Raw genomic sequence first — 19,716 nt, 5'->3', positions numbered from 1 at the left:
CTTTCTTTCCCTAACGCGGTAACAGGCCGAGAAGCCAGCCGGTAAAAACCATGGTTATCGCGGTGGCCGCCAACACTGCCAGGATAATCCGGACGGTGTTGCCGTTGGCGGCAGCGGTGTTTTTACCCGGTGTGGCGGCCGGGTCCGGTGCGTCAATGATTTGCACGGTGATATTGTCCTTACCTCCGGCGTCCAGCGCGGCGGCAACCAGGAGGTCTGCGGCGCGGCGACAATCGGCATTGTTTGCCAGGATTTCCGCGATCACCTGCGGTTCGACCTCTGCACTGAGGCCATCGCTGCACAGCAGCAGGCGGTCGCCTGGCCTCCAGGGGGATGACATGCGGTCCACATCGAGGCTGGGGTTGGTGCTGCCGCCGATGCAGCGGGTGATGACATGCCGGTTCGGGTGACTGGCGGCCTCCTGGGGATTGATGGCCCCGGAGTCGACCAGCATCTGCACGTAGGAATGGTCGTTGGTGAGCTGTTTCAGCTGGCCGTTCCCCTCGCCGGGAGACCAGAGATAGGCGCGACTGTCGCCAACCCAGTAGATATGGAAATATGCGCCTTCCTCGGCTACCACCACCGCGGTAGAGCCCATGTTGCCAGTGCTCTGTTCATCACCCAGGAGCAGGGCATGGGCACGCTGCAGCGCGTGTTCATAGTGGCGGTCGGTGGCGGAGGAGCGCTGGATTTCCTCCACAACCGTCTTGCTGGCGATTTCACCGGCCTGGTGGCCACCCAGCCCGTCTGCCACAACCCACACGCCGCGCTGCTCATCGGACCAGAGTGCGTCCTCGTTCTGCTCGCGCTTGAAGCCGGGGTGTGTCGCGCCAGCGCTGCGCGCCGGCGGTTCTGGCTCTGCCGGTCGCTGGGGAACCGTGTGCCTCGATACATCGCGTACTTTGGCTTCACTCACTGCGTGCAACTACCTGTGTCTTATTGTGGTTTTTGGCGCCAGCCACCAGAGGGGCTTTCCCGTCAAAGTTGCGTGACTGTGCAACAGATAACCAGGGGCGCCGATTCCTTAACCGGGCTGAGTTTATGCCTTCCCGTACTTCGCATTTCCGTGGGCACAGCAGCGGGAAGGACTGCCAGAGAACGCCTGGGGCTTACTGCGAAAGGCAGGAATTCTGTGACAGGGAGCATATTGCAGTCAGAGATTGTACGCTGCAAACCCAATCACATGCCATGCAAAAACTTCGTGATAGACTTTTTCCGTTAACAACAAGATGGGTGGTCTCACAACTCTTCCCGGAGCCTCAGGGACAATAAAGTAGTGAGTCGAAACGCCGGCCGGGGCAAGGCTATGAATGCTTCCCCGGTGATGGCGTGCCTGACCCCGCATCATCAGGAACATAATCAATGTTTAAACTCTGCGATCTCAAGGATGCCGGACAGGGCGTCTGGCTGGTGGCGCCAAGGGTAACTATCGGTCGTGCCTCGACCTGTGACCTGACCCTCGCCAGCGACTCGGTGGCAAAACTGCACGCCGAGGTTGTCGTCGACGGTGACACACTGACCCTTCGCGACCTTGCCGGTTATGGCGGGCTGGCTGTGAATGGCAAGCCCGTTACCGGTCCGTGCCAGCTGAATTTGAACGATCGTGTCACAGTCGGTGATCGCCAGCTCGGGGTTGTCGACCCCAAAGTGACCCGTTTCCGGTCCGGCTCTTCTGCCAGCAGTGCCGTTTCGTGGGCGCTGCGAGCCAATCATCCGGCCATCGCCGGGCGGGTCTTCCCGGTCAAGGAGACCAGTGTGGTGGGGCGCTCGGATGAGTGCGATATCACTTTTTCCCTGTCACACCTCTCCCGCAGGCATGCACGCCTGGAGGTTCGCGACGGGCTGCTGTTCGTGGTGGATCTCGGTTCCGCCAATGGCACTTACCTGAACAACCGCCGGGTATCCGAGACGCGGGTTCGCCGCGGTGATGAACTGCGTTTCGACACCCTGAGCTTCAGCGTGGTGGGCCCCGCGGATGAACTCGACAAGACCACTGTGCGCCCCGCCGTGACAATTCCGCCGCAGCATGAGCCTGCGACACAGCATACCGGCGGGCAGGCACAGGCGTCGGCGGTCCATGGCGAGCCAGTACCTGAAGCGGAAATGACCCGCGAGCGCCAGCGCTACGCTGGTGACGCAGCCACCGCCGAGGCCGGTGGCAGCCCCTGGCTGTGGTTCAGTGTGGTGCTGTTGCTGGGGCTGGGTGTGGCAGGTGTCCTCTGGGCCCGCCAGCAGGGCCTGCTCTGAATCATGGCGGGAGATAAACCGGCAGAGCTTCTGCTTTATACCACCCTCGGCTGCAGCCTGTGCGAGAAGGCCAAGGCAGAAATCTGGCCGGTGCTGGATAGCTTTGGGTTACGGCTCAGGGAAGTGGATATCGCCGCTGATGACGACCTGGAGCAGCGCTTCGGTACCCGGATACCGGTTGTGGGCCTCGGCGATCCGGAGGATGTGCTGGGGTGGCCGTTCGATCGCGATGGGCTGGTGGACTGGCTGCGGGTGCGTATCCGGCACCCATAGCCGGAGGCCAGGGCTGGAGAGTCAGCCCGGGCTCCCGGTTTCATTTCCTTTTCTTTCCTGTGCAGGCTTGCTTCTTTCACGCCAGGGTCCGGGATTCCCCCGGACCCTCCAGGCTCAGAGCTTGCTGGCGGCCTCGTTATCCCTCAATAAAGGTTTTGTCGTGCCGCTGCGATAGGCATAGATCACCGAGTACGCGAGTACATTCTGTACGTACTTGCGGGTCTCGTGGTATGGAATCGTCTCAATCCAAACGTCGTAGGGCAGCTGTCGGCCGGTTTCCCGCAGCCAGCCGGCCACCCGGGTGGGCCCTGCGTTATAGGCCGCGGCAGCGAGGATCCGGTTGTTGTCGAACCGGTTCAGCAGGGTCCGCAGGTAAAAGCTGCCCAGTGCGATATTGGTTTTCGGGGTCAGCAGGTCCCAGCTGCGGCGATAGCTCACCCCGGCCTTGCGGGCCGTGGCGCGGGCAGTGGATGGGAGTAGCTGCATCAGGCCCAGGGCGCCGGCGTGGGACCTGGCGTCGTGCGCGAAATGGCTTTCCTGCCGCGCTACGGCGTAGATCAGGTAGGGGTCCAGCGCGGTTTTCTCGCTCATCCGGTTGCTGACATCGGTCACAATATCGGCAAAGGCGAGGGGGAAGCGCAGCTCCAGGTCGTCCAGGTAGTCTGCGGCGAGCACCGAGCGGATCGACTTGTGGTACCAGCCCCAGGCACTGGCGACCTTGCCGGCGGTCAGCAGCTCCGTGTGACCCAGCCCTTCGGTGGCATAATTCCACTCGCGCCGGGCATGGTAGAGCTCGCCAATGGCCTGCAGTTCACGGGCACGCAGCATGCCGGGGCGGGCAGCCATCTCCTCTACCAGCTCCGGTGTGACCTTGGCGGGACGGTCGACGAAGCTGTAGTTCAGCCCAAGAATGTCGGCCGATAGAAATCCGTAATAGCTGCGCTCTTCCGCCGCCTGGCGATAGAGCTGTACAGCCTCGTCCGCGCGGCCCTTGCCGTACTGCTCTTCCAGGGAGCGCGCCTTCCAGTAGAGCCAGACATCCTGTAGCTGTTCCTCTGCGGGCAGTCGATCGATCCAGAATTCCACCTGGGCCCAGTCCAGCTCGCGCATCGACTGTCTTGCCAGCCAGCCGATGGTGCGTGGGTCGGTAAACTTCTCGGTCCGCTTGAAGAAGGCCCGGAGGCCGTCGATATCGTCCTGGCGGGCAAACTGCAGGGCCAGGTTGCGCAGCAGCTGTTCCCGCTCTGCATCGGCAAACAGGTAGCTGGTCTCGAACCGCTGCCAGGCCTGCTCTGCCTGGCGGGCATCTTTCCGGGCGAGGCGCTCGAGCCCGTGCAGGACAATCTGCCGGTACTCGGGGCGCTCATTGATAAAGCGCGTGTAATTGGAGAGCTGGCCGGGATCCCGGTGCACGGAGCGCAGCAGCTCGGCAAGGCGGGCCTGTTCGGGCTCCATTTTGCGGGCGATATACTCCGCCAGGTCCAGATTGCGGTTCTCCACTGCCAGCAGGTGGCGACCCCAGGCCAGTTCGGGGGTCAGGCCGCCGTCTTTCATCCAGCGGTTGAATACCGGGTCACATTCCTCGGCCTGCGACCGGCCCACCATCCACAGCTCCTCAACCAGCGCGTATGCGGTATCCTTGTCGCCGTGACGGGACAGCGCGTCGGCGTAGTAACACTTGAGTGAGGTCCGGGTGATCTTGTCCGGTTCGTAGTACTTCAGGTAGGCGCGGAAGCGCTTGCGACTCCCCAGTTCGCGCAGGATTCGCACGCGCATCCAGTCACCGATGGCGGTGTCCCGGTGCTGGCTGATGAACTGGTCGATCTCGTCGTAGGGGAGGCGGTGGATTTTCCGGCTGATGGCCCAGTAGTCGAGATAGGGCAGGAGCGGGTAGTCTTGCAGCTCCTGTTTCAGGCGCTTGAGCTCGGCAGTATCGCCGCGGCCAATAGCCTCGCGGGCTTCCTGCAGTTTCTCCCGCTGGGCAACTGCTTTTTCCGCGTTGGTTTCGCCGAGTGCCGGGAAGGCAGCCAGCACCAGGAACAGCGTTAACGCGATTCCCTTTGCGTCAATCGACATAGTACTCACCCGATTGATAACTCGCGCCGGTAAAAGTAAAACAGCGCGTCAAATAATGCGTAAAATATCCTTTTCGCACAAGCCCGAATCGCCGGCCGGCAACAGTCCCGGGCGAGAATGAGAACGGGTACACCCTCAAATAGTGTAGTTGTAAAAGTATGTTGCTTCAGTTGGATGCCGTGAGCCTGCGGTATGGAACCCAGGTCCTCGCGGACAATGTCAGCGCCATGGTCGATCGCGGTGACCGGATCTGCCTGGTGGGGCGGAATGGCGAGGGCAAATCGAGCCTGCTGCGCCTGATTGGCGGCCAGGTGGACCCCGACGGCGGCGAGCTGGTGCGCACCACCGGTACTGTGGTTGCGGCCCTGGAGCAGGAGTTGCCCTCGGGTTGCCGCGAGAGTGTCTACCGCTTCGTCGCCGGGGGGCTGGGCCAGGTTGGCCTGTGGCTGGCGGATTACCGTGACGATCCCCGGCCTGACCTGCAGTCACGTATCGAGGATTCCCATGGCTGGGACCTGATGCCGCGTATCGATAGTGTGCTCGACCGCCTGGGCCTGGACCCGGCGTCAATTGTCGGCGATCTATCCGGAGGCTGGCAGCGCCGTGCGGCCCTGGCCCGCGCACTGGTGATCGAGCCCGACCTGCTGATCCTGGACGAGCCCACCAACCACCTGGATATTGCCGCCGTCGAATGGCTGGAAAACTTCCTGGACACCTTTCGCGGGGCGCTGCTGTTCGTGAGCCACGACCGTGCGCTTGCCCAGCGACTGGCCCGCACGGTCTGGGACCTGGACCGGGGCGTCCTGCGGGTCTTCAATTGCGACTTCAACCGCTACCAGGCGGAAAAGGAAAAGCTGCTGGCCGAGGAGGCCCGCCACGAGGCCCTGTTCGACAAGAAGCTGGCCCAGGAGGAGACCTGGATCCGCCAGGGCATCAAGGCCCGCCGGACCCGCAACGAGGGCCGGGTGCGCGCCCTGCAGGACCTGCGTCGCCAACGGGAGGCGCGCCGTTCGCGCCAGGGCACGGCCAGGCTGTCCGTTGATTCCGGCGAGCTGTCGGGCAAGCTGGTGGCCGAGTTGACGGATGTCAGCTTTGCCTACCCGGGGGAGCCGCCGCTGGTGCGGGACCTGAATTTCACCCTGATGCGCGGTGACAAGGTGGGACTGATCGGGCCCAACGGCGCCGGCAAGAGCACCCTGATCCGGCTGCTGCTGGGCGAGCTGCAACCAGGTAGCGGCAACGTGCGCCTGGGGACGAAACAACAGGTAGCCTATTTCGACCAGCGACGGGACCAGCTGGACCCGGAAATGACCGTGCTGGACAACGTGGCCGGTGGGCGCGAGTCAATTACCGTCGGCGGCAAGACTCGCCACGCCATGTCTTACCTGGCGGATTTCCTTTTCTCCGGGCAAAAGGCGCGCACAGCGGTGTCGGCCCTGAGTGGTGGGGAGCGCAACCGTGCGCTGCTGGCAAAACTGTTCAGCCAGCCGGCCAATATCCTGGTACTGGACGAGCCAACCAACGATCTCGATGTGGAAACGCTGGAATTGCTGGAGCAGCTGCTGCTGGACTTTTCCGGCACCGTGCTGCTGGTGAGTCACGACCGGGCCTTCCTGGATAATGTGGTGGACTCCTGCCTGGCCTTCGAGGGTAATGGTGTCGTGCGCGAGTACGTGGGCGGGTACGAGGATTTCCTGCGCCAGGGTGGCCGGTTCACCTCGCCGGAAGGAGAGGGCGCTGCAAAGGCTGGGGAAAAGCCAAAGCCGCGGGATGACCAGGGTCCAGCGGCGAAACCCGCTGCGAAGAGCAAAAAGCTCAGTTACAAGCTGCAGCGTGAGCTGGACAGCCTGCCGGGCAAAATAGAATCGCTGGAAGAGCAAATCGGCGAGCTGGAAGAAGAGGTTTCCGGCCCGGGCTTTTACCAGCAGGAGCAGTCTCTTGTAGAGGAGCGGTTGCGCCTGCTGGCAGATCGCCAGGCAGAGCTGGAGGCGGCATTTGAGCGCTGGGCCGAGCTGGATGAGGGCGCCTGAGGAGCCCGTTCAGCCCGAGTGCCGGCGTTGCCGTCACCGCTACGGAAGTGTCAGGCTAGTGCTGCCGTCCACGCGCGGCATTCCCTCCTTCTATTCGTCTTACTCGTCGGAGTGCACGCGCACCGCCAGCACGTCACAGCCTGCTCCGTGTAAAACGCCATTGGCGGTGGAGCCCAGTAGCAGCGCCAGGCCGTGACGCCCGTGGCTGCCGATGATCACCAGGTCGGCGCCAATCTCCTCTGCCAGGCGATGAATCTCTGAAGCCGGCTGGCCCAGCACCACATGCTGGCGTTCCTCGGGAATGCCCATGGATACCGAGGCCTTCTTGAGCTGGTCCCGGGCCTGGTCCTGCAGTTGTTCCTGCACTTCCGACAGGTCCATGGGGATATCGCCGCCGTACGCGAACGTCAGGGGTTCAATCACGTGAGACAGGCTCAGCTCTGCCCCGAATGCCTTGCCAATTTCCTCTGCTTTTTTCAGTACCTGGGAGGAATCCTCGGAAAGGTCCAGGCCCACGAGAATCTTCTTATAACTGGCCATCGGCATGCTGCTCCTTTTTTATTGGCTGGTGATAACTGTCCCGAATGCTCGATCAGTTTTACCCTCGAAAGAGTCTAATGTAAAACAAACCGGTTGACACAACTGGCATCGGGCGCAACACAATAGGCGCCTCAATCACCGAAATGGAGTTCGCATGTCTGGCTGGCTTCCAGTGCTAATCATCATTCTCGCGATCGCGCTCGTGATTGGTCCCGTGATGTGGCTCAAGCCCAGTAGCCGGGACCGGCGGCTCGCGGGCCTCCGGCAGCGTGCAGCCGGCGCGGGTATGGTGGTGCAGATGTCCCGGTTACCGGAATCCCAGGGGCAGGGCACCGCGGCGGTTTACATCTCCCGCTGGGAAGATCCACGACGCCTGGAAACCGGCTGGGTGCTCGAGTTGCAGCGAATGGAACACGGCATGCATTTCAGCGGTCGCTGGGACTGGCGCGGGGACAAGTCGGCGCCCCGGCAGGCCTGGCCCTTGCTGCATGAGTTGCTGGATTCGATGCCGCCGGATGCGCTCGCCCTGCACGCCACCCAGGCCGGCCTGGGCATCCAGTGGCGGGAGCAGAGCGGTGACTCCGGTATGGATAGCCTCCTCGGGGCCCTGGAAAAGTTCCGGCCTGGAATCGAGGAGGCGATCCGCCGTCCCGCCCCCGCTGACGGGGGGCGATAGCGGCTCCCGGGCTGCACTGCGAGGCCGCCGGGAAGGGGCCCGGCAGAGGCCCCCGGGGTCATCCCTGTGAGGGTCGGCGGGGCAACTATTTTGGCGCTCTCGCTTGACCCCACTGGGGGCGGGGCTTATATATTCGCGCACAGCGGCCTGTCCAAAGTGGCGGTGCCAGAGTCTTAGCACTAAGAAATTTTCATTAAAAAACAAGTACTTATGGGTAAATCACTGGTCATCGTCGAATCACCGGCCAAAGCAAAAACGATCAACAAGTATCTCGGAAAGGACTTCGTGGTGAAGTCCAGCGTCGGTCATATTCGTGATTTGCCCACCGCCGGGGGTAACAAGCAACCTGTGGATCCGAAAGAGCGCGCCCGTCGCGCGGCGGAAACCCGCAAGCTGTCCCCGGAGGCAAAGGAAAAGTACAAGCGCAAGAAAAACCGCGAACAGCTGATCCGGCGCATGGGGATTGACCCCGACCACAACTGGGAGGCCCAGTACGAAATCCTGCCCGGTAAGGAAAAGGTGGTCAGCGAGCTGCGCAAGCTGGCGGAGAACGCCGATCATATCTATCTCGCGACGGATCTCGACCGCGAGGGGGAGGCCATTGCCTGGCACCTGCGCGAGTCCATTGGTGGGAATGAGGATCGCTACCGGCGCGTGGTGTTCAACGAGATCACCAAATCTGCGATCCAGGAAGCGTTCAAGGATCCCGGCCGGCTTAATATCAATCGGGTCAACGCCCAGCAGGCGCGGCGGTTCCTGGACCGGATCGTTGGCTATATGGTTTCGCCACTGCTGTGGGAGAAGGTAGCCCGCGGCCTGTCCGCCGGGCGCGTGCAGTCGGTAGCGGTGCGCCTTGTGGTGGAACGCGAGCGCGAGATCCGCGCCTTCATACCCGAGGAATACTGGACCCTGTTCGCCGACACCGAGACCGCGAAAGCCAACGCCCTGCGCCTGGAAGTGAAAAAGCAGGCGGGTGAGGCCTTCCGGCCCACCAACGAAGAGCAGGCCATGGCGGCGACGAAAGCGCTGCAGGGCAGCGACTTTACCGTCAGTGCCCGGGACGATAAGCCCACCAGCTCGAAGCCCTCAGCACCATTTATTACCTCGACACTGCAGCAGGCGGCCAGTAACCGCCTTGGTTTCAGCGTCAAGAAAACCATGATGCTTGCCCAGCGCCTGTATGAAGCGGGTCATATCACCTATATGCGTACCGACTCCACCAACCTCAGCAAGGAGGCAGTGGAGTCCGCACGGGAATTTATTGGTGAAAAGTTCGGTGACAAGTACCTGCCGGACAGCCCCAATAATTACGCCAGCAAAGAGGGGGCCCAGGAGGCGCACGAGGCCATTCGCCCATCCGATGTGCGGATGCAGCCCAATATGCTGACTGGTGTCGAGCGCGATGCCGAGCGCCTGTACAACCTGATCTGGCAGCAGTTCGTCGCCTGCCAGATGACCCCGGCACAGTTTACCTCGACCTCGGTTGTCGTCTCCGCCGGGGACTTCGAGCTGCGTGCCCGTGGCCGTGTTATCCGTTTTGACGGTTTCCTCAAGGTGGCCCCGCAGACCAGTAAGAAAGAAGAGGATGCGGTGCTGCCGGACGTCAAGGTCGGTGAAAAACTGGCCCTGAAGAAACTCGACCCGAAACAGCATTTCACCAAGCCGCCGGCGCGCTTCAGCGAGGCGGCGCTGGTAAAAGAGCTGGAAAAACGCGGTATCGGCCGGCCCTCGACCTATGCATCGATTATTTCCACCATCCAGGATCGCGGCTATGTGCGGCTCGAGAACCGCCGTTTCTATGCCGAAAAGATGGGGGACATCGTCACCGACCGCCTGAGCGAGAGCTTCAAGAACCTGATGGATTACGGGTTCACCGCCAGCCTGGAGGAGTCACTGGACTCTGTCGCCGAAGGTGACAAGGGCTGGAAGGACCTGCTCAACGAATTTTATTCCGACTTCTCCTCGCGCCTGGAGAAAGCCCAGGCGGCAGAGGGCGGCATGCGCCGCAATACGCCCACAGACACCGATATCGAGTGCAGTAAGTGCGGGCGCCATATGCAGATCCGCACCGGTTCCACCGGGGTTTTCCTGGGCTGTTCCGGCTATGCGCTGCCGCCCAAGGAACGATGCACCAACACCATGAACCTGGTGTCCGGGGACGAGGCAGTGGATGCTGACAAGGACGAGGACGCGGAATCCCGCCAGTTGCGAGAGAAGCGGCGCTGTCCCAAGTGCGGCACGGCCATGGACAGTTACCTGTTGGACGAGCAGCGCAAACTCCATATCTGCGGCAACAACCCGGACTGTAATGGCTACGAGGTAGAGAAGGGCACCTTCAAGATCAAGGGTTACGATGGCCCGGTGATTGAATGTGACAAGTGTGGCAGCGACATGCAGCTCAAGTCGGGCCGTTTCGGCAAGTACTTTGGCTGCACCAATGACGAGTGCAAGAACACCCGCAAGCTGCTCAAGAATGGACAGCCTGCACCGCCCAAAATGGATCCGGTGCCCATGCCTGAACTGCCCTGCCAGAAGGTGGAAGACCACTATATCCTGCGCGACGGTGCCTCGGGGCTTTTCCTTGCTGCCAGCCAGTTCCCCAAGAACCGCGAGACGCGGGCACCGCTGGTCAAAGAGGTGTTGCCGCACAAGGATGAGATCGATCCCAAGTACAGTTACCTGTTCTCGGCGCCCACCGAGGACGACCAGGGCCGCGATACGGTAATTCGCTTCAGTCGCAAGACCCAGGAGCAGTACGTACAGTCCGAGGAAGACGGCAAGGCCACCGGCTGGCGCGCGTTCTATCGCGATGGCAAGTGGCAGGTGGAAGCGACCAAGAAGGCGGCGACCAAGAAAGCGGCGACCAAACGCAAGCCGGCACGCAAGAAAGCCGCCGCCAAGGACAAGTAGGGTCTATGGCCAACCCCTACACCGGCAGCGTGGCCGCGGCATTGCGCAAAAGCCAGCTACTGCTTGAGTCCGCTCCCGCAGGGGGGCTGCACCAGGCTGCCGTGCAGGATGCCGTGGTGTTGCAACTGTGGCTGGCATACCGGGCGTTCCTGTGTGAGCTGGCGCACCAGCTGCAACTGGGCAGCCAGCCGGAGTCGCCGGGGCAGCTCGCCCGTGATGCTGCCTCCCGCGGTATGTCGTCTTCCGAGGCGGCCGAACTGGAGGCCCTGGCAGGGGACCCGGAGAGCTGGCTGGCGGGTATAGAAGCGGCCTGGCTGGGGTTATGGCAATTCTCCGGTAGCCGCGCCTCGCAAGGCAATGGAGCGGGCTCCCCGGCGCAGGTAATTCCCCTTCGCGACCTTTCACGGCAATCTGCCGCCCCTGACCTGGATGCCCTGCGGAACTGGCGGGAGTCGATGGTGGAGCTAATCCGGCGCCAGCGAGCGCATATGGAAGAGTATTAGCGGCCAACCCGGGGGCCGCGATCCAGCAACTGCCTGCTGCGCTCCGGCTGCAGCAGCCCTGGCCGCCCCAGGCCCGCGGGGCAGTCCGGAGCCTCCCGTACACTGATTCTACCTCCTTCCCTGTGTTACACTGCGCAAAACTTGATGTTGCAGGAGAAGCGAATGTCCTCCGAAACTTTTGAAATTATCGAACTCGCCAACGGCGATGTCGCCCTGCGCCGTGCCGGGGAGAAGGAGGATCCGCTGGTGCGTATTCATTTTTCGGACGCCAGCTCTGAATTCTTGCGCGAGCACAAGATTGCAGTGGCCCGTGCCATGTTGGAAGCCGGCATCGACGCCGTGCAGAATATTGATGAGATTGCGGCCGAATACCTCGAGGAAGAGGAATTGGAGCCTGTTAACCACACAATCCACTGATCCCCTCGCCGGGGCCGGCCAGCGGTGCGGCAACACAGCCGATGCTGCTGCTGGTCGCCCATCCAATACCCTCCAGCCCCTCACTGGGCCCACCTGATACCCATCTCGAACCGGCTGTTGAACTGTGCCAGGCCGCCGCGCCGTCCTGCCCGGGCGCACGCCAGGGGCGCAGACGCGTGTGCGTGGCTGATGCTGGTGACAGTTACGGACGGCGGCAGGTACCCGCGGGACTATACGAAACCCGCGGAATAGTGCGAAGGCGTGGGTTGCTGAGAAGATAGGGGGTTAGGCCCTGCCCAACTGGGAGGGCAGGGGGTTCGTCGTTACAGAGTGTGCCCGGGTCAGGGACTCTGCCGGATCACGCCCACGGCCAGGCCCTCAATGACAAAGTGCTTGTCGCGCATATCTACCTGAATTACATCGAATTCCTCGTTCTCCGGCAGCAGTTGCACGGTTGCCTGGTTGCCCTTGCGGCGGAAGCGCTTGACGGTTACCTCGTCCTCAATCCGGGCGACAACGATCTGCCCATTGCGTACCTGGTCAGTGCGCTGCACGGCCAGCAGGTCGCCGTCGAGAATTCCCGCATCCCGCATACTCATTCCGTGGACGCGCAGCAGGTAATCTGCCGGCGGGTGGAAGAAGTCTGTGGGCAGGTCACAGTAATCCTCGATATTTTCCTCGGCGAGTATCGGGTTACCCGCTGCTACACGACCGACGATCGGCAACCCCGGGTGATAATCGGGTATACGGATTCCGCGGGAGGCTCCCGCCACCATTTCGATGGCACCCTTGCGGGCCAGCGCCTTGAGGTGTTCTTCGGCGGCATTGGGGGATCGGAACCCCAGCTGCCGGGCAATTTCCGCGCGGGTAGGGGGATAGCCGGTTTCATCGAGGTAGGTCTTGATCAGCTCGAGTACCTGGGATTGGCGGGCCGTGAGATTGGTCATAGATTCACCTGGTCGTGTGTCTGTATTTTTATACAGTTGCTGTGATTATATACAGATTTACCCCCGGCGCAAATTCACAGCGCTGTCGTCACATACTGCTACATTGGAGGGAGAGACAGGGAAGAACCGACAAAATAACAAGCGTTGAGAAACGCGACAGAACAGGGAAAGTGGAATGTTAGATGCCAAGATGCCCGAGGCCTGGCGCGTCCTGCGTATCCAGTCCGAGCTGGTGGATGGAATAGAGCGCCTGATTGCGCTGACTGGTGCGGTGACCGTATTTGGCAGCGCGCGGTTTACCGAAGAAAGCCCGGAATATAAACAGGGAGTACGGCTCGGGGAGCTGTTGGCTGCGGAGGGAATCTCGGTAATCACCGGCGGCGGGCCGGGATTGATGGAAGCCTGCAATCGCGGGGCACACCCGCAGCCGGGGGCATCCATCGGCCTCAATATTGAATTGCCGTTCGAGCAGACGGCCAACCCATACCAGGATATCAGCCTCCACTTTCGCTACTTTTTTGTGCGCAAGTTCATGTTCGTAAAGCACGCCGTGGGGTTTGTCGGCTTGCCAGGCGGATACGGCACGCTGGACGAGCTCTTCGAGGCCCTGACCCTGGTGCAGACGCAGAAAGTCCTTCATTTCCCGATTGTTCTGGTAGGGCGCCGCTACTGGGCGGGCCTGCGCGACTGGCTGGTGGATACGGTACTGCAGAGCAAATGTATCGACGCATCCGACCTGGACCTCTTCCATGTTGTCGATACCGTCGATGAGGCGGCAGAAATTATTATCGACTACATCCGCGAGCGCGAGCAGTAGTCATTCGCTTCAGAGGGATTCATCGGTACCGCTGAAGCTCTCTCCCTCCAGGTAATCCAGCGGGTTTTGCTCTTCGGGTATGCCGGGATCGCTGGAGCTGGGGCTGTGCTCCCGTGCGGTCATGCCATAGGCGATATTGGCGTCTTCGGGTGGAGGAGCCGGAGCCAGCGGCAATACCTGCCATTGCTCCATGTCCAGCTCATCGAGGGTGCCGTCGAGGTACTGGATTTCGATTGTCCTGTGCAGGTCGTCGAGGGCGACCACCTCGAACAGTTGTCCGCTCTCCAGCATCTCGAACCAGTTGCCTATGTCAGGGTGGCTATGTGCCATGATCCTTGTCCCCTTGCGTTTGACTTCCAATCTAATGTCTGCCTGCCGCCTTCAGTACCCGCGATTTTTCGGATACAAGTGTGCTAATCTCAGCCAGATCAAAACAAGTGTTTAAATTGTTGGTTTGAATTTGTATGACCCAGACAGATACGGTCAGTCGGATTCTGGATGCCGCAGAGGTACTGTTTGCCGAACGTGGCTTCACGGAGACCTCACTGCGCACCATTACCAGTACCGCCGGGGTCAATCTCGCAGCGGTAAATTATCATTTCGGGTCAAAAAAAGAACTGATCCAGGCGGTGTTTGAGCGTTTTTTGACGCCCTTTACAGAGACCCTGGCCGCAGACCTGGACCGGCGGGTGGCTGCAGGCGAAAAGCTGGAAGTGGAGGAGCTGTTGGGTAGCCTCTTCCGCGGCGGTGTGGCGAGCCTGGCGGCGGAGGGGCGTGATCCCCAGCGGTTCATGCGCCTGCTGGGCATGGCCTATACCCAACACCAGGGCCACCTGCGTCGCTATATCGTGTCCCGCTATGGCGAGAGCTATCGTCGTTTCGCCGGCCTGCTGAGCCAGGCATTGCCGGGAATCGACCCGGTCACTTTCTACTGGCGGCTCTATTTTATGCTGGGGGCGACGATCTTTACCCTTTCGAGCTTTGATGCCATCGACGCTATCCTCAGGGAGGATTTCGACGCGCAAAGCAGCCTGCCGGAAACACTCGACCGCCTCGTGCCCGCAGCTGCGGCCATGTTGCGGGCGGATACGGAGAAGTCATAAGCGAGACTTTAGCGCCGGCGGATGCAGGCTGTACCGCCAGTGTTAAGCAATGAGGGAATAAGATGGGTGAATTGATTGGTCCGGTAATGGTTGATGTCGAGGGCACCGAGCTCACGGCAGAGGACCGGGAAGTGCTTCGCCATCCGCTGGTGGGTGGGCTGATTTTCTTTGCCCGCAACTACAGCAGTCGCGCACAGTTGCGGGCGCTTGTCACCGAGATCCGTGACCTGCGCCCGGAGATCCTGCTGGCAGTTGACCAGGAGGGCGGGCGCGTGCAGCGTTTCCGTGACGACTTTACCCGCATCCCCTCCATGCAGTTGTTGGCCGCCAATGCGGATGCGGACCAGTTGCGTGATGCGGGCTGGTTGCTGGCGGCGGAATTGCGTGCCGAGGATGTGGATTTCAGCTTTGCCCCGGTGCTGGACGCCGATGACCAGCACTGCCGCATTGTCGGTGACCGCAGTTTTGCCGCAGACCCGGCACAGGTCGCCTCCCGGGTGCGTCCTTTCATGGAGGGGATGCACGAGGCCGGCATGGCGACTACCGGAAAGCACTTTCCCGGCCATGGCCATGTGCTGGAGGACAGCCACGAAGAATTGCCTGAGGATGAGCGCACGCTGGAGGAAGTAATGGCCTCCGATGCGCTGCCCTTTATCGAGTGCATGGGGGCAGGGGAGCTGGATGCGGTCATGCCCGCACATATCCGTTTTGTTCGCGTCGACCGCAATCCGGTTGGCTTTTCCCGCCTGTGGCTGCAGCAGATACTGCGCGGTGAGCTGGGATTCGACGGTGTAATCTTCAGCGATGACCTGTCAATGGAAGGCGCGGGTGCCGCCGGTGGTTATGGGGCCAGGATCCGGGCGGCCATGGATGCTGGTTGCGATATGGGAGTGGTGTGCAATAACCGGCAGGGGGCGCTGGAATGCCTGGAGGCACTACAGGGCTTTACACCACCCCCGGAGTCTGCCGCCAGGCTCCGGCGCATGCGCGGCCAGCCCGGGGCAATGGGCTGGGAGGCACTGCAGCAGGACGAGCGCTGGCAGCGCACGCGGAGCTGGCTGGAAGACCTGCTGGCCCGTGGGGGCTGAAGTACTGCCCCGACACTGGGGGCTAATTCTGTTTTCTTCAGGGATTGGTGCTGGAAATCCCCCCGCCACCCGCGTTATTTTCCGCAACCATTGAATCTGAATATCGCTATATCAGGAGTAACCGCTGGTGGAATCTGCACAGTCGATGGTAATGGCCTGGATCGGGGACAACCGGTTCTGGATCGTCGCAATCTTTACGATCATCCTGGTGACCGCGCTGGCGGCATGGCTGTTCGGGCGCTTTGCCGCACGGCTGGAGAAGCGCGCCGAGCGTACTGTCAACGCCTGGGATGATGCGCTGGTCAAGGCGCTGAACCCACCCGGCGCAGTCCTGATCTGGCTGTTTGGCCTCACGATCGCGGCGGGGCGCGCGGGCAAGGCCACCGGGGCAGAGATATTCTCCCTGGCTGGTACGGTACGGGAAATCGGGCTGATCCTGGTCATTACCTGGTTTGCATTGCGGTTCGCCCGGACGGTCGAGCACAACCTGCGCGATCCCCGGTATATGGCCAAACCCATGGATGCGACTACGGTGCGGGCGCTGGGCAAGCTGGTGCGTGCATCCATTGTCATCACCTCGGCGATGGTGGTGATGCAGTTCCTGGGATATAGCATCAGCGGCGTGCTGGCATTTGGTGGTATTGGCGGCCTGGCGGTGGGCTTCGCGGCGAAGGACCTGCTGGCGAACTTTTTTGGCGGCCTGATGGTGTACCTGGATCGCCCGTTCAAGGTTGGGGACTGGGTGCGCTCACCGGACAAAGAGATCGAGGGCACGGTTGAGGATATCGGTTGGCGCCTTACGCGGATCCGCACTTTCGACAAGCGCCCGCTCTATATCCCCAACGCGGTTTTTAACCAGATTTCCGTGGAGAATCCCTCCCGGATGCTGAACCGGCGGATCTTTGAAACCATTGGTATCCGTTACCAGGATGCGCCTTTGATGGCGGCCATTGTGGCTGATGTAAAGGCGATGCTGCAGGAGCATCCGGAGATTGATACCAATCTGACGCTCATTGTGAACTTCAACAGTTTTGCGCCGTCCTCACTGGACTTTTTTATCTACACATTCACGAAAACCACTGACTGGATCCGCTATCACGAGATCAAGCAGGATGTTTTGCTAAAAACCCTGAACATTGTCGAACAGCATGGCGCATCCTGCGCTTTCCCGACTTCGACATTGCACGTGGCGGAGTTGCCGGCGGAGCTGCACGGGATTGGCGCACCCGAGGCGACTGGTACGGCCTAGGGCGAATCGCAGGGGAGCTTGCCTTGCCGACACGGCGCGCACACGGCCGGGGCAAGACAGGAAAAGCACAAATGTTCAGAAAAGGGGGCCTGGCCCCCTTTTTTTGTCCTTTTATTGCGCAGCTCACGAAATCTGTAGTAATTATTTCACGCTCAAACCTAGACACTGGCGTCGTTTTATCTAAGAATCAGGTAGTGTGTTCGTTGGTGAACCGGTGGACACATTGTGGTTCAGTGAGCCGAGGAACGGCCGCTGCAATGGAGAGTCGTTCGCTGCACCGGTGGTGGGCGCAATAACAATAATGAGGTTGTCTTAATGAGTGATCGCGTTACAGGTACTGTGAAGTGGTTTAATAACGCCCGGGGTTATGGCTTCATCACCTGTGGAGAGGGTACGGAAGATATCTTTGTTCACTACCGCAGTATTCGCGGCGAAGGGTACAAAACCCTGAACGAGGGCCAGTCGGTCGAGTTCGAAATGCAGAAGGGCGACAAGGGGCTGCTGGCGGAAGACGTCGTTCCGTGTGAGTGACCCCACCCGATTGTCGATCTCGCCAGTCTGAATTGATGTTTACCGGGCCGGAATGGCCCAGCCGCATTGACCAGGGCTGGCAGGTCGCTTTCTTCTAACCCGCCTCAAATAATTCCCGCTGCCTGTAATATGGTGTGAGCGCCTCATGTTCGCGCGCCTGTGGGATACGTCCTGCTTCCACTTCCCCCACGATATCGAGAACCATTCTTCTCTTGGCCCCCCTATACCAGTGCTGTGGACAGCGCCGGGGCTCCATTCCCGGCAGCTGTCGGTCCGCAGCCTTATGCTGCCCCGATCACACGTAACAGCTGGCCACAGAACCAGGCGGCATAAGTGCCCAGCGCGTAGCCCATTACTGCCAGCAGGACGCCCACCGGTGCCAGGGAGGGGTGGAAGGCGGCAGCGACGACGGGTGCTGATGCGGCACCACCGACATTGGCCTGGCTGCCCACCGCCATAAAGAAGGTGGGGGCTTTGATCAGCTTGGCCACCAGTAACAGGAGCCCGGCGTGGACGGCCATCCAGATGGCACCCAGCAGGAACAGTTCCGGGCTGTCGCGCAGCGCGGTAATGTCCATATGGGTACCAATGGTGGCCACCAGGAAATAGATAAAGACCGATCCCACCTTTGAGGCGCCCGCGCCCTCGAGTTTCTTGGCCGGGGAAAACGCCATGGCAACGCCCAGGGTAGTGGCGATGATGATCAGCCAGAAAAACTGGCTGGTGAAGCTGAACCGGGCCAGCTGTGGCGCGTTGGTCTCGAACCACGGCGCCAGGGTATCGGCAAAAGCATGGGCAATGGCGGTGACACCAAACCCGACCGCCGCAATCAGCATCAGGTCCGGCAGGCTGGGGATGCGCGAGTGCTTTTTCTGGATTGCCTCGACTTTCTCGCGCAATTCGGTGATCGCCGTGGTGTCGGCACCGCGACGGGCGTCCAGCTGTTTGGCATTACCGGCCATGATCAGCAGCGCGGCCATCCAGATATTTGCAATGATCACATCGACGGCCACCATCGCCGAGAACACCTGGTCGCCAACGGAGAAGATTTCCTTCATGGCGGTCTGGTTGGCACCGCCGCCGATCCAGCTGCCGGCCACCGTGGTCATGCCGCGCCAGACAGCTTCCGGGCCACTGACGCCCAGCATGCCGGGGTCGAGCTGCGCCATGACAAGCAGTGCCAGCGGTCCGCCAATCACGATCCCCAGTGTGCCGGTCAGGAACATGATCAGCGCCTTGGGACCCAGGCTCACAATGCCTTTCAGGTCAATACTGAGCGTCAGGAGCACCAGGCTCGCCGGCAGCAGGAAGCGGGAGGCCACGTAGTAAAGCTGCGATGCCTCGGCATCGATAATGCCGAATGTAGTCAGCAATGAGGGCAGGAAGTAGCACAGCAGCAGTGCGGGGACAAAGCGGTAAAAGCGTTTCCAGAAGCGGTGTTCGCTGCCAGCGGTATAAAAGACAAAGCCGAGAATTGCGGCCAGCATGCCGAGAATGATGGCGTCGTTGGTAATCATGGATTCCTGCTGGGGGTCTGTGGATTGTCGTTATTGGTCTTATTTCGCAGTGGTGCGGGCTATACGCCCGCATCCGCCGCTTCTTCGGTCTCATCCACCTTGCGTACCTGGATCAGTACGCCGAAGAGGGGGTGGTCAAGGTAGTGCAGCTCACCGCTGCGCATGCGTCGCTCCTGCTGCAGCGTTGCAACCCGGGCGGCATAGGCTGGTGATTCGGCTCGCAGCGGCGCGATGCCGGCACTGCCGGTGGCCAGGTCCAGGGGCTCGTCATCCTGCTTTGTTGGTGTCGGCAGGAGTATCCCGCCGGTGGCTGTCTCCGGCCCCCCAAATTCACTCATCCAGAGATTCGTGCTCAGGTGCAGGTAGCGTGACACGCTTAACTTGACTGTGCCCTCCAGCTGGCTGTGGCTGCCATAGGTCTCGCCACCGCTGACCAGGATCGAGGGCGAGCGGCGCTTCTGCCAGAGTTGCTGCTGCCAGGCCTTGTGGAACAGTACCCGGTAACTGCTGGACCGCTGCAGGGCGGCGGCCTTGTTATCCAGCTGGGTAGCGACCTGTGTGAGTACGGGATTGCCCCCGTCATCGGTGCTGGAGAAATCGATCCAGCGGCTCGGGTAAGACAGTCGTGGCGCGGCCGGCCAGTCCTCGCGAGCGCCCTCCATGCCGGCGGTGCGACTGAAGACGATCATTTCAATCTCGAACGTATTGCCGGCATAGCTGGCGGCCTGGGTGCCTGCAGCGCAGGTAGCCAGCAGCAGGGCGGTGCACAGTTTGATGAATCGGGTCATGTTG

The 19,716-nt window shown here is 61.2% G+C and carries 19 protein-coding genes; 12 read left to right on the top strand and 7 right to left on the bottom strand.

The window, feature by feature from the left end; genetic code table 11:
• Positions 1 to 10 precede the first annotated feature (10 nt).
• Positions 11 to 916: a PP2C family serine/threonine-protein phosphatase gene (locus ACH6CX_RS02240; protein WP_232942787.1), complete on the bottom strand. Its 906-nt coding sequence runs from the start codon at positions 914 to 916 to the stop codon at positions 11 to 13.
• Positions 917 to 1,362: 446 nt separating this feature from the next.
• Here ACH6CX_RS02240 and ACH6CX_RS02235 point away from each other — a divergent pair, with 446 nt between their 5' ends.
• Both ACH6CX_RS02235 and ACH6CX_RS02230 read left to right on the top strand, forming a co-directional pair.
• A complete protein-coding gene (locus tag ACH6CX_RS02235) occupies positions 1,363 to 2,247 on the top strand; it encodes an FHA domain-containing protein (protein ID WP_232942786.1) in 885 nt (294 codons plus the stop codon).
• 3 nt (positions 2,248 to 2,250) lie between these two features.
• Positions 2,251 to 2,520, top strand: coding sequence for a glutaredoxin family protein (locus tag ACH6CX_RS02230; protein WP_232942785.1), 270 nt, complete (start codon positions 2,251 to 2,253; stop codon positions 2,518 to 2,520).
• A 114-nt stretch (positions 2,521 to 2,634) separates the two neighbouring features.
• Here the strand turns inward: ACH6CX_RS02230 and ACH6CX_RS02225 are convergent, their stop codons facing one another.
• Entirely contained in the window at positions 2,635 to 4,596 is a 1,962-nt protein-coding gene (locus ACH6CX_RS02225; protein WP_237061635.1) for a transglycosylase SLT domain-containing protein, read from the bottom strand.
• 158 nt (positions 4,597 to 4,754) lie between these two features.
• On the opposite strand from ACH6CX_RS02225, the gene ACH6CX_RS02220 reads away from it, so the two are divergent.
• Positions 4,755 to 6,626, top strand: coding sequence for an ATP-binding cassette domain-containing protein (locus ACH6CX_RS02220; RefSeq protein ID WP_232942783.1), 1,872 nt, complete (start codon positions 4,755 to 4,757; stop codon positions 6,624 to 6,626).
• A gap of 99 nt (positions 6,627 to 6,725) precedes the next feature.
• On the opposite strand, the gene ACH6CX_RS02215 is transcribed toward ACH6CX_RS02220, so the two are convergent.
• The gene (locus ACH6CX_RS02215) at positions 6,726 to 7,166 is read right to left on the bottom strand and encodes a universal stress protein (protein ID WP_232942782.1); all 441 of its coding nucleotides are present in this window, start codon (positions 7,164 to 7,166) and stop codon (positions 6,726 to 6,728) included.
• Positions 7,167 to 7,320: 154 nt separating this feature from the next.
• On the opposite strand from ACH6CX_RS02215, the gene ACH6CX_RS02210 reads away from it, so the two are divergent.
• The 4 genes from ACH6CX_RS02210 (at position 7,321) to ACH6CX_RS02195 (ending at position 11,672) form a co-directional block, all read left to right on the top strand.
• Entirely contained in the window at positions 7,321 to 7,842 is a 522-nt protein-coding gene (locus ACH6CX_RS02210) for a hypothetical protein (RefSeq protein ID WP_232942781.1), read from the top strand.
• Between the two features lie 210 nt (positions 7,843 to 8,052).
• Positions 8,053 to 10,752 (top strand): type I DNA topoisomerase, encoded by a 2,700-nt coding sequence (topA, locus tag ACH6CX_RS02205; protein ID WP_232942780.1) that lies wholly within the window; start codon positions 8,053 to 8,055, stop codon positions 10,750 to 10,752.
• A 5-nt stretch (positions 10,753 to 10,757) separates the two neighbouring features.
• Positions 10,758 to 11,255 carry a DUF6586 family protein gene (locus ACH6CX_RS02200; protein WP_232942779.1) on the top strand — a complete coding sequence of 166 codons (498 nt, stop codon included), beginning with the start codon at positions 10,758 to 10,760 and terminating at the stop codon, positions 11,253 to 11,255.
• A 162-nt stretch (positions 11,256 to 11,417) separates the two neighbouring features.
• The gene (locus tag ACH6CX_RS02195; RefSeq protein ID WP_232942778.1) at positions 11,418 to 11,672 is read left to right on the top strand and encodes a hypothetical protein; all 255 of its coding nucleotides are present in this window, start codon (positions 11,418 to 11,420) and stop codon (positions 11,670 to 11,672) included.
• 341 nt (positions 11,673 to 12,013) lie between these two features.
• On the opposite strand, the gene lexA is transcribed toward ACH6CX_RS02195, so the two are convergent.
• Positions 12,014 to 12,619 (bottom strand): transcriptional repressor LexA, encoded by a 606-nt coding sequence (gene lexA, locus ACH6CX_RS02190; RefSeq protein WP_232942777.1) that lies wholly within the window; start codon positions 12,617 to 12,619, stop codon positions 12,014 to 12,016.
• A gap of 175 nt (positions 12,620 to 12,794) precedes the next feature.
• On the opposite strand from lexA, the gene ACH6CX_RS02185 reads away from it, so the two are divergent.
• Positions 12,795 to 13,436: a TIGR00730 family Rossman fold protein gene (locus tag ACH6CX_RS02185; protein WP_232942776.1), complete on the top strand. Its 642-nt coding sequence runs from the start codon at positions 12,795 to 12,797 to the stop codon at positions 13,434 to 13,436.
• A gap of 9 nt (positions 13,437 to 13,445) precedes the next feature.
• On the opposite strand, the gene ACH6CX_RS02180 is transcribed toward ACH6CX_RS02185, so the two are convergent.
• The gene (locus ACH6CX_RS02180) at positions 13,446 to 13,766 is read right to left on the bottom strand and encodes a DUF6763 family protein (protein WP_232942775.1); all 321 of its coding nucleotides are present in this window, start codon (positions 13,764 to 13,766) and stop codon (positions 13,446 to 13,448) included.
• Positions 13,767 to 13,900: 134 nt separating this feature from the next.
• On the opposite strand from ACH6CX_RS02180, the gene ACH6CX_RS02175 reads away from it, so the two are divergent.
• The 4 genes from ACH6CX_RS02175 (at position 13,901) to ACH6CX_RS02160 (ending at position 17,407) form a co-directional block, all read left to right on the top strand.
• The gene (locus ACH6CX_RS02175; protein WP_232942774.1) at positions 13,901 to 14,539 is read left to right on the top strand and encodes a TetR/AcrR family transcriptional regulator; all 639 of its coding nucleotides are present in this window, start codon (positions 13,901 to 13,903) and stop codon (positions 14,537 to 14,539) included.
• A 62-nt stretch (positions 14,540 to 14,601) separates the two neighbouring features.
• On the top strand, positions 14,602 to 15,627 hold the full coding sequence (gene nagZ, locus ACH6CX_RS02170) for a beta-N-acetylhexosaminidase (protein ID WP_232942773.1): 1,026 nt from the start codon (positions 14,602 to 14,604) through the stop codon (positions 15,625 to 15,627).
• Between the two features lie 151 nt (positions 15,628 to 15,778).
• Entirely contained in the window at positions 15,779 to 16,876 is a 1,098-nt protein-coding gene (locus ACH6CX_RS02165; RefSeq protein ID WP_233006754.1) for a mechanosensitive ion channel family protein, read from the top strand.
• A 315-nt stretch (positions 16,877 to 17,191) separates the two neighbouring features.
• Positions 17,192 to 17,407 (top strand): cold-shock protein, encoded by a 216-nt coding sequence (locus ACH6CX_RS02160; protein WP_091512424.1) that lies wholly within the window; start codon positions 17,192 to 17,194, stop codon positions 17,405 to 17,407.
• A 281-nt stretch (positions 17,408 to 17,688) separates the two neighbouring features.
• Here ACH6CX_RS02160 and ACH6CX_RS02155 read toward each other — a convergent pair whose 3' ends face one another.
• Positions 17,689 to 18,924, bottom strand: coding sequence for a DUF819 domain-containing protein (locus tag ACH6CX_RS02155; protein WP_232942772.1), 1,236 nt, complete (start codon positions 18,922 to 18,924; stop codon positions 17,689 to 17,691).
• A gap of 59 nt (positions 18,925 to 18,983) precedes the next feature.
• Positions 18,984 to 19,712 carry a peptidoglycan binding protein CsiV gene (locus ACH6CX_RS02150; protein ID WP_396674552.1) on the bottom strand — a complete coding sequence of 243 codons (729 nt, stop codon included), beginning with the start codon at positions 19,710 to 19,712 and terminating at the stop codon, positions 18,984 to 18,986.
• Positions 19,713 to 19,716: the final 4 nt, after the last annotated feature.

It is taken from the genome of Microbulbifer sp. JSM ZJ756, from assembly GCF_044383805.1.
Taxonomy (GTDB): Bacteria; Pseudomonadota; Gammaproteobacteria; order Pseudomonadales; family Cellvibrionaceae; genus Microbulbifer; species Microbulbifer zhoushanensis.
Note: the sequence above shows the minus strand (reverse complement) of the source record. Positions and strands in the feature narration are given on the sequence as shown.